This is a genomic window from Pseudomonas sp. N40(2020) (assembly GCF_014472415.1).
In the GTDB taxonomy this organism is placed as follows: Bacteria; Pseudomonadota; Gammaproteobacteria; order Pseudomonadales; family Pseudomonadaceae; genus Aquipseudomonas.
In genome coordinates this window covers 90,399-103,582 of the sequence record NZ_JACSZV010000011.1, presented here as the reverse complement: position 1 = coordinate 103,582, position 13,184 = coordinate 90,399, and the positions used below count along the sequence as shown (strand labels likewise).

The following is a 13,184-nucleotide window of genomic DNA, read 5'->3' as shown; positions in this document are numbered from 1 at the left end:
TGTCAGTCAGCGCGCGAGGATGTACTGCTCGATCGCCTGAGCCACGCCGTCTTCGGTGTTTGAACCGGTGACAACATCCGCCTGACGCCGCACCGCCTCTTCCGCCTGCCCCATGGCAATCGACAGTCCCGCGCAATGGAACATCGCCGGGTCGTTGCCACCATCGCCAATCGCCGCTGTCTGCTCCAACGGGATGCCGAGATGCGCGGCAATGGTTGCCAGCGCCGTGCCCTTGTTGGCCTCCAGCGCCGTGACGTCAAGATACACCGGCTGAGACCGCGAAACCTGCGCCATGCCGTTGACCTTCGGTAACAGGCGCGCTTCCAGTTCGATCAGAAACTCAGTGTTGTTGCTGGTCGCGACAATCTTGTCGATGCGCTCCAGGTACGGTTCAAAGCTCTCAACCACGACTGGCAGATAGCCGAGACCGTGCTGCTCACGCGGCACCATCGGCCCATGCGGGTCTTTGACCAACCAGTCGCCGCCACTGAACACCCACACTTCGACGTCTGGCTGGTCAGCGAACGTCGCCAGAGCAATCAGTGCGGTCGTCGCCGGCAGGTAATGCGCAACCAGCAAACTGCCGTCCGGATTGACGATGGTGCCGCCATTGAATGCCGCAGTTGGCAGGTCGACGCCCAAGGCTTCAATCTGCTGCAACATCGCTTTCGGCGGGCGCCCGGTGGCGAGGCTGAACAGCACGCCGGCCTCGCGCAACGAACGAACAGCGTAGACAGTGCGCTGGCTCAGTGTGTGATCGGGCAGCAACAACGTACCGTCCATGTCACTCAGGAGAAAACGGATCGGTTTACTCATCCGAGGCCGTGCCAGACGCGACCATCGCGAGTCAGTAGATCTTCGGCAGCCTGCGGGCCGTCTTCACCGGCAGCATACGTTTGCATGCTCGCATCCTGCTGCCACGCATCGAGGAACGGCTGCACCGCACGCCAGCCGTTCTCGATGTTGTCGGCGCGCTGAAACAGCGTCTGATCGCCGGTCAGGCAGTCGTAGATCAGCGTTTCATAGCCGGTCGAGGGCTGCATCTCGAAGAAATCCTTGTAGGCGAACCCCAGCTCGATGTTGGCCATGTTCAGCGCCGGCCCTGGCCGCTTGGCCAGCAGGTCGAACCACATGCCTTCGTTGGGCTGAATCTGGATGCGCAGGTAGGTGGGCTGCAACTCGTCGACTTCGGTATCGCGAAACTGCGCATAGGGCGCGGGTTTGAAGCAGATGACAATCTCGGTATCACGCACGCTCATGCGTTTGCCGGTACGCAGGTAAAACGGCACGCCGACCCAGCGCCAGTTATCGATCATCACTTTTAATGCGACGTAGGTTTCAGTGCTGCTGTCGGGCGAGACGTTGGCCTCTTCGCGGTAACCGGGCAGCGATTTACCGCCGACTTCACCAGCGCTGTACTGGCCGCGTACTGAGTTGGCGCGCGCCTCTTCGACAGTCCATGGGCGAATAGCGCCAACTACTTTGGCCTTCTCGCCACGCACGGCATCGGCGCCGAACGCCGCCGGTGGTTCCATGGCGACCATGGCCAGCAACTGGAACAGGTGATTAGGCACCATGTCACGCAGTGCGCCAGTGTGCTCGTAAAAACTGCCACGGGTTTCTACGCCGACGGTTTCGGCGGCGGTGATTTGTACGTGGTCGATGTAATGGTTGTTCCAGAAGGCTTCGAACAGGCTGTTGGAGAACCGGCTGACCAGAATGTTCTGCACGGTTTCCTTGCCCAGGTAATGGTCGATCCGATAGATCTGCTTCTCGGACATCACCTTGAGCAGGCAGGCGTTCAGCGCTTCGGCGGTTTGCAGATCGGAGCCGAACGGCTTCTCGATCACCACCCTTCTGAACGCATCAGGGGTCTCTTCCAGCAGTTTGGCGGCGCCGAGACGACGCACCACTTCGCTGAAGAAACGCGGAGCAGTAGCCAGGTAAAAGACCGCATTGCCGGTGCCGCTGTCGGCGATTTTCGCCGCCAGGGCTGAATAGGTGCTGTCGTCGAGGAAGTCGCCCTGGACGTAGCTGATACCTTTGGCAAGCTTGGCCCACAAGGCCGGATCAAGCATCTGATCGCCCTTGCCGACCTTCGCCGCCACTTCGGTACGGATGAAGTCTTCAAGCTTCTGCGCGAAGGCTTCATCGGTAATGGCGTTGTGGTCAACGCCGACGATCCGCAGACCATCGTCAAGCAAGCCGTCGCGACTGAGGTTGTACAGCGCCGGCATCAGCAAGCGCTTGACCAGGTCGCCGTGGGCACCGAACAGAAACAGCGTGGTCGGTGGTGCGGGTTCTGCCTTGGATTTTCTGCGGATCGTATGGGTCATTTCTTCGGTGTCTCCACATGGCCGCCGAAGCCGAAGCGCTGGGCCGAAAGAATCTTGTCGCCAAAGGTGCCCTGGCCACGCGAGCGATAACGCGAGAACAGCGAGTTCGACAACACCGGCACCGGCACCGCTTGCTCCATGGCCGCTTCGATGGTCCATTGACCTTCGCCGCTGTCAGCCACCGAACCCGAGAAACCGTCGAGTTTCGGGTCGCTGGCCAGCGCGTCTGCAGTCAGGTCGAGCAACCACGAGGAAACTACGCTGCCACGACGCCAGACTTCGGCAATGTCCGCCACGTTGAGGTCGAAACGCTGATCTTCCGGCAGGCGCTCGCTCGATTTGGTCTTGAGAATATCGAAGCCCTCGGCGAAGGCCGCCATCATGCCGTACTCGATGCCGTTGTGGATCATCTTGACGAAGTGCCCGGCACCGGCGGGACCGGCGTGGATGTAGCCGTGCTCGGCACGGTGGTCATCGGACTTGCGATCCTTGGTGCGCGGAATGTCGCCCATACCCGGGGCCAGAGCGGCGAACAGCGGGTCGAGACGCTGCACGGTTTCGGCGTCACCACCGATCATCATGCAGTAGCCGCGTTCCAGGCCCCAGACGCCACCGGAGGTGCCAACGTCGATGTAGTGCAAGCCCTTCTCGGCCAGGGTCTTGGCTCGGCGAATGTCATCCTTATAGTTGGTGTTGCCGCCGTCGATGATGGTGTCGCCGGCTTCAAGCAGGTTGCTCAGGGTTTCGATGGTGTCTTCGGTCGGTGCGCCCGCCGGCAGCATGACCCAAACCGCGCGCGGCTTATCCAGGCCGGCAACCAGTGCTGGCAAATCGGCAACGCCAGTAGAGCCCTCGGCGACCAGGTTATCGATGAAAGCGGTATTGCGGTCGTAAACAACGGTGGTGTGACCGTTGAGCATCAGGCGCCGCGCAATGTTACCGCCCATGCGGCCCAGTCCAATAATCCCGAGTTGCATGTGCTGATGCTCCTTACTACAAATAAATGTGTGTCAAAGGTTATAGCCCAACGCGACTAATGGAGGTTAGTCCAGAGCGTCGGGATGAAGTTTCCGGGCATTGTGCCCGATTCAGACTGATAACGCCCTGAATCGTGCCGAAGACACACCGACCATGAAAAATAAAAAAGTTCCCTTGAGGGGCAAAAGAAACCAAAATTGGTGCCGATAGTAAGTCAGCAACCCAGAACGGGGGCTATTTACAGTTGAGACACGCCATTTGCGAGGTGAGCAATGGGCACAGTTGTTAACGCACTACCTCCACAGACTCTTTACGTCACCCTTCGTCGCGACGAATTGCGCGAACTCAAGGCAGAGCGCGACCGCCTTCAGGGCGAAGTAGCCCTTCTGCAAGAGCGCCTGCAAGCGCTGCAGCCGGCCGAAAGGCGCCTGCCAACCACAAAAAAAGCCGCGCTCCCCAACAGCCGGACCCGCCACGGATAATCCGGGCAGGTCAAACAAGGCTTGGCCGGTCAAATCACGTTGACTGGTCTGCTGGCGGCAGACGCTTGAAAAAAAGCCTCGCCGCCACGCTGCTGTTGATATTGGCACTTTCTATCGCCTCTACCTGGCTGAACTGCGCTTCGCGCAACTGGTCGGCGTAAGTCTTGTATCTCAGTGCTGCCAATTTCAGATGCCCCTTTCTCAAAGTGCGGGTGTTTCTTGTCCGGCAATGGAAGTGCGCGTACCACAGCAACTTGTGCTTGCGGTTCGACAGGCTTTTCTCATCGAGCACTTCAAATTCCAGCAGAAAGTCTGGCCCGCCAGAAGCCGTGGACTTGTCCGTCCAGCTCGAATTGCCGATACGCACTTCGCCCTTCTCCAGCAGATACTCCAGATTCCCTACTGTCGGCGGCAGGCTACGCGCACCTTGAATGCGCAGACGCCCCCCTTCATCCAGGAGGTTTTGACTGCCCTCCAGCAATTGCCGGCAGACCCCATTGACGACCTCGCGTTGCGCCAGGGGAAACTGATCAAGCCTGCCACTCAAATCTGCGGCGCTTTGCTTGAGTTTGTTCGCCTGACGCTCAAGAATTTCTTCCTGGCTTTTTGGTTCCATCGGCCGGTTGGCCGTCTGACCCACCCGAGCCTTGAGTGCGTCAACCCCGTCCAGTAACGATCGCGCGTCCTTGAGCAACTTGTTCAGCGCCGGTGCTGGCCTGGTCACGGGCAGTTCGGGCGAAGGCGTTTCAACCTGTCGAGCCCTGTAAACCGTCTCGGATTCATCGTGCCGATAATAGGTGGTGCGCTTGCGGGTATAGGGGTCGACAGCGACAACCGTTTCATCCGGCTCACCCTCATCTTCACTTGACTCGCCCATAACGACGCCATCGGTCGTTTCGATGACTCGCCTGCTGGCGCTGCGGATGAGTTTGGCGCGCGGCTTTGCTCCGCTCACGCCGGGCGCTTCCGGTTCGCCGCCCGCCATCTGCGAGCGAGCCAGCTTCGCCAGATCCTCTTCGGCCTTGGCGCGAAAAACCTTTATTCGCGCAAGAAACCGGCTGACAAAATCCTCGGGCACGTAGGACGTGGTGCCCGGCACCCGTTCAAGGTAATGCGCAAACGCCTCGGCATCGCTGAAGTGACGGATGGCGTCCCTGAGCAAGAGCGTGCGCTCAATAGGAGTAAATCCCTCCGTAGAATCGAGTTCCAGGAGGTTCGCGGTCACACGTCCGACAGGAATCTGGCTGAGACCATCCATACCCGCGATTTCGAACATGCTCGGTTCCTGCGCTGGATCGCCAGTCAAAGCGCCACGAATAGAGACCAGTTCGAACGCCCTGAGGCCATCGGTGGTCTGCCAGCGCTTGTTGAAATACTCAATGTGCTTCACCGCCCGCCGCCCCTGGAAAAACTGCTCATCCACTGACGCCAGTTCGGCCATCGTTTCTTCGAGATTCTGACTGACCTCTATGCGCTGCGGGTAATACTTGAGGATCCGTTTGCGTACTTCCAGCAAGGCGTTGTAGGGAATCCCCTCTGGGGACACTGGCGTATCGTAAGCCAGAGGAAAAACGTTTTCCTTGGTAAATCCCAGTTCCGGCAGCGTGCCGGAAGCGCTTTCCAGTGCGACTTCCGTCATGCCGTAACGCACCAGCTTTTCTTCAAGATAATTGAAGCGCTCTTCGCGAAGGTAATGCTCGTCGGCGGCAAGCACTGGCCGAACCTTTTCCAGTTGCGCCAGATACTTGAGCTGCAAGTCGATATACGCTGCGTGGGCCTTGATTCTGGCCTGATTGATGATGCGCAACTTCTGCACAGAAGACGCCATGTCACGCTTGTACTGCGCCAATGCTGCACCTTCAGACTCGGCAGCGCCCTTCTGCGCCTCGTTGAGCCGAGTGGCTTCTTTCTGGAATTCAAGGTGCCTGGCGTTGGTGATATCTCGGGCATTGAAGATCGTCTTGTCCAGCTCCGCCCTTTGTTCCTTGAGCGTCTGCAACTTGTTTTCTCTGGCCGCGCGCTCGGCGTTGAGTTGAGGATCGCCCCACACGTAGGCACTGAGGCGACTGGCCACACGGCCACCATGACGCACACGAAATTCGGGGGCAATGTCCCATAAACCCTCTCCGTTGTTGCGCAGCTGCAGCCATTTGACCGGCGCTCCGGTGTGATCGAGCATTACCACGTTTGCGTTTTCGGCAGGCATGACCCGTGCCCAGCCCCAGCCCGCGATCCGGCCCGGAACGCGGGCATACCAGCGGCCCTCGCGCACCTCAATGCCTGGCCACGGCGGGATGTCGACAACAGGGCCGATATTCTGCACTGACGCACTGATAAAGCGTTCCAGTGCCAGACGAGTCTGTCTCGGTGGATCGCTGGAAAAATCCAGCGTCGATGACAACATCCCGGCTGTATTGCCGGATGATGGCGTAAAGCTCACGGATATTGGCGGTACGGTCTTGTGTGTGCTGGGCAATACGCTCGGCGCATTCCTCGCACCAGAGGTAAATCGATGCACCAGCATTGCAACGGCGAGCTGGCTCAGCACATTGAACAACAACAGTTTCGCCGGCGTGGTTTCGCCCTTGTCCAGTGACTGCAAGGCCTGCAGGACGCCCAGCTCCAGGGTCAACACCCAGCCCACCGCCGCTGCCGGACCCCGCACATAGGGCATGATGCCGCCCAGCAGCACATCAAATGCCTGACGGCCCAATCCGAGCAGAACCGCCCAGCGATACTCGGCATCGGACACGGTTTGATCGTCCGCAAGCTGCACGAGAACCTCCGCATGGGCCAGATAAAGGCCCGCCAGCCAATCCCCGGCCATGACCTGTTCACGCAGCTCAGGCGATACGGGTGCCACCCACGTCGGGAAATCGACATCAAACATGATTCTCGGCAAATGTGGTTCGATAAACCCGCAGTTTCGATAGACCTTGCGCGCCTCCGGCGCCATCCAGTCGATGATCGTTTTGGATAACGCTGCGTCGCTGCGAATGGTGTTCAGCAATGCCGACCAGGATGCAAACTCCAGCAGCGCCGGCGAATACAGCGGACGGTACAGCACGTGAGGCCCGCGACTGACATCCTCAGGGCCGATAATGAACATGTCGTGGATGGCGTCTGTCCGATTGGCTTCTTCGAGTTCAAAGGCCAACGGACGGACGACGACCGGTTGCCCATCGACGCTGCGAGCAAGTGGATCGGTTTGCATGGCGGCAGCGATGTAGCGATAGCCGGCGACCGTCATCCCGCCTTGGCTGGTGATCGCGTATTCAAGGGCCAACATCGGCAACTGCACCCGTAGCTGATCGCAGAAAGACTTCTCTCGCTCGCTGCGTTTGTCGAGATCATCCAGCAGCTCGCGCCGAACCATTTGTGGGTAACCCAGCCCGATATCTGCACGCGAAATCAGTTCACGCACTGTCTGCTCGTTGACCCAGTCCGGCAGTGGCGAGTCGTCCTGGTTGCGCAACGCCGTGGTGGCATGGGTCAATCCACCCAGATTCCGCAGTGCTCGTTGGGTCAGGCTCTCGGTTTCGACGACCACACTCCCGGTCGGCACACCGGGGGCGTCGGCCAGGTAATGGCTTTGCGAGACCTGCAGCACGTCCGGATCGAACACCTCGCCGAAATGTGCCATTGCCCCTTCGAGGGCTTTTTTTGCGAAAGCCGAGGCACTGTCGATGTCGTGATCAAAGGCTTTACCGTCGGTGGCTTGTTGCAGCGCCGCCAGTTCCAGTAAATAACCGCTGTAGGTCAGCAATTCGTCGGGCGTGGCCTGCGCCAGCCAATCCGGTTGTTGGTTAAGGACGGAATCCAGCAAACCGGACTGCACGTCGCCCAGCTCCGGCAAGGCAAAAAGCGCCGCGGTATCGCTGATGAGCGCGTACTGGCGCTCAAGCGCTGCCAGGTCCGCGCCGATAAAGTCACCCATCTGCGCCACGCGCTGCAATTGGTCTTCCAGAATGGCTTGCGCCAGCGAAACGAAGGCGTCGCCACTCATCATCCAAGGCTGGACTTCGAGCACCTGCCCGGCCTTCGCCATCGGATAATCAGCTCCCCGTGCATCGGCAAACGCCTGCAAGGAGTCGAACGCGGCGATCCGCCCTGCGATCCCGAACGACAATACGATTTGCCGGCCTTCGACTGTGCGTGTTGCGAGGATTTCAGCACCGAGCTTCGTCTGCGCCATCGCGTCCTCGCCGTGGCTGTAAGTCACCAGAAAGGCTTCGGTACAATCGGCACCATAAGCCGCAATCCTCGCGCTCTTCTCCGGGCAGTGCGCTATTTGGCGCAACGTCAGCATTTGTTCCCTATCCAGCTTCAGCGTGCTCTGCCCGGCGCTGAGGCTGATCAGCAATGCACCTTTAAAAAGATCACTGAGCCATTGCCAGCGTCGCGTACTTTCTGTACACGGTTCGCTCCAGAACTGTACGAGCGCAGATTGCATCGCCTCGAGCATCACTTCAGGTAGCGCACGCAGTAACATTTCGATGTCACGCATATCGACGTTCAAGCGCTTTTCGTCGCCATCGGTGAGAAAGTGCCCGCGCGTAAAAAACAACGACGCTTTACCAGTAATGCTGTGAATCATGATTTCAAACAGCGGCACAGTGCTGTGCGTGGCACCATAGCCCACATTGTCGGGGAGTAAATTGTCGCGCTCGTGCCCGCTATCCCAGCGTGGCACATGGACAGTAGCGCTCAGGACATCGATATCAAGGCTGGAGTAAAGCCGGTGCAGCGCCGCAGTGAACTGCTTGAGGGCGGCTGTTATCACTATCGGCCGGCCACTGAAAGCCTGGGCGACAGCTCGCTGAAAAACTCCAGCGGTTTCTAGTCGGGATGTGACGGGGGGAAGTCCGTTCATTTCGTGATTCTGCCAAGTTGGGGAAAATCGCAGGTCGTCGGCCTGTGCTTCACCCATAAAACCCGAATGCCAATCTGTCGGTGCGGTATCCCGTTACCGCCACACCCGTCGACGGTTGTAACTCACAAACTTTTCACACGTTTTTACGGATAATCAGGGTAACTATGGATGCCTATGCAGCCGTCGGTGCCCGACACGCGCGTTCGCCGCGCGTGCGCGAGTCAATTGAGTGGAGTGTTGAATGACGATGTTTAAACGCAGCCCCAAGTCTGCGACAGGTTTCGACTGGGCCGGTTTCCTCTGGCTGTTTGTGTTCTTCTGGTACTTTTCCGGCATTACCCAACTGCTGATTCAGATCACCGGCACCTCCGGTTTCACCGGGTTCCGTCAGGCGTTCGTGATGAGCGCGATCTGGCTGGCTCCGATGCTGCTCTTCCCCAAGCGCACAAAACTGCTTGCCGGCATAATCGGTCTGGTGCTGTGGGCCTGTTCGATGGCCAGCCTGGGCTACTTCTTTATCTACCAGCAGGAGTTTTCCCAGAGCGTCATCTTCATCATGTTCGAATCGAACGTGTCCGAAGCCGGCGAGTACATGACCCAGTACTTCGCCTGGTGGATGGTTCCGGCGTTCCTCGCTCATACCGCGTTTGCCTATTTCCTGTGGACTCGCCTGCGCCCGGTGTACATGCCCCGTGGCCGGGCCATGGTCGCTGCCGCCGCCATCGTGATCGCGGTGGTCGGCTATCCGCTGGTCAAGCAAACCCTGCGCATGGGCACCTTCGCTCAGGGTTTCGAGAAGTTCGAAACCCGCATCGAGCCAGCCGTGCCATGGCAAATGGCCGTGGCGTATCACCGCTATCTCGACACACTGGCTGACATGCAGGGCATGCTGCATAGCGCGAGCAAGATCCCGCCACTGAAAAACCTCAAGATTGCCTCGGCCGATCAGCCATCGACCCTGGTGCTGGTGATTGGTGAGTCGACCAATCGTCAGCGCATGAGCCTGTACGGCTACCAGCGTGACACCACACCGGAACTGGACAAGCTCAAGGATCAACTGGCGGTATTCGACAACGTCGTCACCCCGCGTCCTTACACCATCGAGGCGTTGCAGCAAGTACTGACGTTCGCTGACGAAGAAAATCCGGATCTGTACCTGTCCACGCCTTCGCTGGTCAGCATGATGAAACAGGCGGGGTACAAGACCTTCTGGATCACCAACCAGCAGACCATGACCAAGCGCAACACCATGCTCACGACCTTCTCCGAGCAGGCTGACGAGCAGGTATACCTGAACAACAACCGTAATCAGAACGCCGCCCAGTACGATGGCGACGTGATCGAGCCGTTCAACAAGGCCCTGGCTGATGCGGCGCCGCGCAAGTTGATCGTTGTGCATCTGCTCGGCACCCACATGAGCTATCAGTACCGTTATCCGCCGACCTTCGACAAGTTCAAGGACCGCAACGGGGTACCGGCCGGCGTGCGTGACGACCAGGTGCCGACCTACAACAGCTACGACAACGCCGTGCTGTACAACGACTTTGTCGTGTCGAGCCTGATCAAGGATTACGCCAAATCCGATCCGAACGGTTTCCTGCTGTATCTTTCTGACCACGGCGAAGACGTGTTCGACTCGGTCGGCCACAAAACCCTTGGCCGTAACGAAAACAAACCGACGGCGCCGATGTATACCATTCCGTTCATGGCCTGGGCCTCGCCGAAATGGAAGGAAAACCATGACTGGAACTTCGCTGCCGACCTGCAGCGACCGTACAGCAGCTCGCACCTGATCCACACCTGGGCCGACATGGCCGGTTTGAGTTTCGATGAACTGGACCGCAGCAAGAGCCTGGTGAGCGACAGCTTCAAGGTTCGTCCACTGCTGATCGGCGACCCGTATCAAACTGACCAGCGAGCGCTGATTGATTTCAGCCTGATGAAGCCGAAACCCGCCTCACCCGCACCCGCGGATGTCGCGCAAAAGTAATACCGCGAAGGGGCCGAAACCGGCCCCTTTTTCATGCCTGCAACATTTTCAAATAACAATATTTCTCGTTTGATACTAAATCGCAGAACTGCGCTTCGTCTTTGAACAAACGGAATTTTTCCCTCGAAGACAAGGAGTCGGCTGCGATGTTCGCGCCCATTACCCGTTCCATGACCCTCACGCTCGGCCTCTGCGGCGCCGCACTGAGCCCCGATCTGCTGGCGGAATCCGAAGCGGAAAAACAGTCGGAGCCTGCCGCCACGGCGTTGGAACTGGCATCAACCAGCGTCACCGCCCAAGGCCTTGGCAGCAACACCGAAAACACCGACGCCTACACCACCGGTGCCATGAGTACCGCGACGCGGATGAACCTGTCGATCAAGGAAACCCCGCAATCGGTGTCCGTGGTCACCCGCCAGCAAATGGATGATTTCAAGCTCGGTACATTGTCCGAGGCCATGGGTCAGACCACTGGCGTGGTGGTGCAGCACCTTGACTCGGATCGGGTCAACTATTCGTCGCGCGGCTATTCGATCACCAACTTCCAGATCGACGGAATGCTCAACACCTTCGATCGCATGAAGACCGATGCCGACACCATCATTTACGACCGCATCGAAGTGGTTCGCGGTGCAACCGGCCTGACCACCGGCGCAGGCGATCCTTCGGCGACCATCAACATGGTGCGCAAGCGTCCGACGGCGCAATGGCAGGCGCTGGCCGGGGTCAGCGGCGGTAGTTACGACAATTACTACAGCTACGTGGATGTTGGCGGCCCGCTGGCCTTCGATGGTCGCCTGCGTGGCCGCACGGTAATGGCCTATCGCGACAGCCAGTCGATCCGCGACAAGTACGCGCTGCAACGTGAGGTCGGCTACGGGATTCTTGAAGCAGACTTGACTGATTCCACCGTGCTGGCGGTGGGTTATGACTATCAGGATAAACAGGTGCAAGGGTCGTCATGGGGTACCGTGCCCTATTGGAATGCCGACGGCAGCAAGGCAAAACTGGGCCGTTCGACCAACATGGCGACGTCCTGGAGCTCTTGGCCACTCAAGGATAAAACCGCGTTCGCCACCCTTGATCAGGAACTGGCGGGAGGCTGGCGTGTGAAAGCGGCCTACACCCACCGCACCAGCGATGTCGACGGCAAGATCTACTACGGCGGCGCCGGTTATCCCGAGGCTGACCGCAGCGGCATCGTCGCCTACACCTCGCACATGATCGGCACGCAGAAAATGAGCGTCTATGACTTCAACGTCTCTGGTCCTTATTCGCTGCTCGGCCGCGAGCACGAATTGATGCTCGGTTATGGCGAAGCCGAACACCGCTCCTATGCCCCGAAAACCTTCACCGGCAGTCTTCCCGCCGATTACGGCAAGATCCGCGACTGGAAGTACATGGGCAATATCGGCAAATTCCCCGACACCGTCAGCGATTTGACCGGTTCAAGAGGCAGCACCCGGCAAAAGGCCGGCTACGTTGCCACGCGCCTGAGCCTGACTGACGATTTGCATGCCGTGATCGGCAGTCGTTACGGCAGTTGGGAAGGCAAAAATGCCGATTACTACTATGACGATAACCGGCAACTGACCCGCGTTGACACGACTCATCAGCAGCAGAACGACATCTGGACCCCCTATGCCGGCCTGCTCTACGACTTGACCCCGCAATACACCGCTTACGTCAGCTACACCGATATTTTCAAACCGCAGAACAACCGCGACAGCAGCCGCAAATACCTGGAACCGGTGGTTGGCAGCAACTACGAAGTGGGGCTCAAGGGCAGCTTGCTGCAAGAGCGGCTGAACGTTGCAACGGCGCTGTTCTGGAGCAAGCAGGAGAACGTTGCCGAGCGTGACAATTCCGTCCCGCCGGATCCGGCCACTGGCGAAGAGTTCTACAAATCCGGCGGCAAGGGCAACAAGGTCAACGGCTTCGAAGCCGAGGTCTCCGGCGAAATCCTCGACGGCTGGAACATGACTGCCGGTTACACCTACACCCATTCGGTAAACGGCGATAAACAGCGCACCAATGAAAAGGCGCCGCTGAACCTGTTGCGCATTTCCACGGCGTATCGTTTGCCGGGCAACTGGCAGGCATTGACCGTGGGCGGTGCGGTGAACTGGCAAAGCAGCATCTATGGCGATGCGAAACGCCCCGTCGGTCGCGATGCAGCCGGTAAGTTCATCACTGAAAGCACCCGGATCAACCAGGGCGCTTACACCGTGGTCAAGTTGATGTCGCGCTATGCCATCGACAAAAACCTCTCGGCCTCGCTGAACGTCGACAACCTGTTCGACAAGAAGTATTACGAGAACGTCGGTTTCTACAACGGCGTGTACTGGGGCGATCCGCGAACCGTGACGTTGAGTCTGGACTGGAAGCTCTGACAGCGCTGCAAGACTTAACCTGTTGGGGGATAACCCTCCTCCAACAGGTGTTAACTCCGAGTTAATTCCCGCCGCACAAACTTCCTCCCGAAGTCTGCTTCATGGACGAACGGCTCCCACTTGTTCAGTAGG

General features: G+C 58.7%; 7 protein-coding genes. 3 read left to right on the top strand and 4 right to left on the bottom strand.

Going from position 1 to position 13,184, the window contains the following annotated elements; genetic code table 11:
• Positions 1–6 precede the first annotated feature (6 nt).
• From IAI51_RS10220 to gnd, 3 genes are read right to left on the bottom strand one after another with little or no spacing between them, the layout of a single operon-like run.
• The gene (locus IAI51_RS10220; RefSeq protein ID WP_187678364.1) at positions 7–816 is read right to left on the bottom strand and encodes an HAD family hydrolase; all 810 of its coding nucleotides are present in this window, start codon (positions 814–816) and stop codon (positions 7–9) included.
• Positions 813–2,336, bottom strand: coding sequence for a glucose-6-phosphate dehydrogenase (gene zwf / locus IAI51_RS10215; protein WP_187678363.1), 1,524 nt, complete (start codon positions 2,334–2,336; stop codon positions 813–815). The genes IAI51_RS10220 and zwf overlap by 4 nt, the downstream gene beginning before the upstream one ends.
• The gene (gene gnd, locus IAI51_RS10210) at positions 2,333–3,313 is read right to left on the bottom strand and encodes a phosphogluconate dehydrogenase (NAD(+)-dependent, decarboxylating) (protein ID WP_187678362.1); all 981 of its coding nucleotides are present in this window, start codon (positions 3,311–3,313) and stop codon (positions 2,333–2,335) included. The genes zwf and gnd overlap by 4 nt, the downstream gene beginning before the upstream one ends.
• Positions 3,314–3,586: 273 nt before the next feature.
• Here gnd and IAI51_RS10205 point away from each other — a divergent pair, with 273 nt between their 5' ends.
• Positions 3,587–3,796, top strand: coding sequence for a DUF6026 family protein (locus IAI51_RS10205; RefSeq protein WP_187678361.1), 210 nt, complete (start codon positions 3,587–3,589; stop codon positions 3,794–3,796).
• Between the two features lie 34 nt (positions 3,797–3,830).
• Here IAI51_RS10205 and IAI51_RS10200 read toward each other — a convergent pair whose 3' ends face one another.
• Entirely contained in the window at positions 3,831–8,726 is a 4,896-nt protein-coding gene (locus IAI51_RS10200; RefSeq protein WP_187678360.1) for a dermonecrotic toxin domain-containing protein, read from the bottom strand.
• Positions 8,727–8,910: 184 nt separating this feature from the next.
• Between IAI51_RS10200 and IAI51_RS10195 the strand changes: the two genes are divergently transcribed.
• Positions 8,911–10,659, top strand: a complete 1,749-nt coding sequence (locus tag IAI51_RS10195) for a phosphoethanolamine transferase CptA (RefSeq protein ID WP_187678359.1) — start codon at positions 8,911–8,913, stop codon at positions 10,657–10,659.
• A gap of 146 nt (positions 10,660–10,805) precedes the next feature.
• On the top strand, positions 10,806–13,052 hold the full coding sequence (locus IAI51_RS10190; protein WP_187678358.1) for a TonB-dependent siderophore receptor: 2,247 nt from the start codon (positions 10,806–10,808) through the stop codon (positions 13,050–13,052).
• Positions 13,053–13,184: the final 132 nt, after the last annotated feature.

What these genes read in the sequence shown, in the direction of transcription:
- IAI51_RS10220 (WP_187678364.1), bottom strand. Translation starts at nt 816, where the DNA reads ATGAGTAAACCGATCCGTTTTCTCCTGAGTGACATGGACGGTACGTTG.
- IAI51_RS10190 (WP_187678358.1), top strand. Translation starts at nt 10,806, where the DNA reads ATGTTCGCGCCCATTACCCGTTCCATGACCCTCACGCTCGGCCTCTGC.
- IAI51_RS10200 (WP_187678360.1), bottom strand. Translation starts at nt 8,726, where the DNA reads ATGGGTGAAGCACAGGCCGACGACCTGCGATTTTCCCCAACTTGGCAG.
- gnd (WP_187678362.1), bottom strand. Translation starts at nt 3,313, where the DNA reads ATGCAACTCGGGATTATTGGACTGGGCCGCATGGGCGGTAACATTGCG.
- zwf (WP_187678363.1), bottom strand. Translation starts at nt 2,336, where the DNA reads ATGACCCATACGATCCGCAGAAAATCCAAGGCAGAACCCGCACCACCG.
- IAI51_RS10205 (WP_187678361.1), top strand. Translation starts at nt 3,587, where the DNA reads ATGGGCACAGTTGTTAACGCACTACCTCCACAGACTCTTTACGTCACC.
- IAI51_RS10195 (WP_187678359.1), top strand. Translation starts at nt 8,911, where the DNA reads ATGACGATGTTTAAACGCAGCCCCAAGTCTGCGACAGGTTTCGACTGG.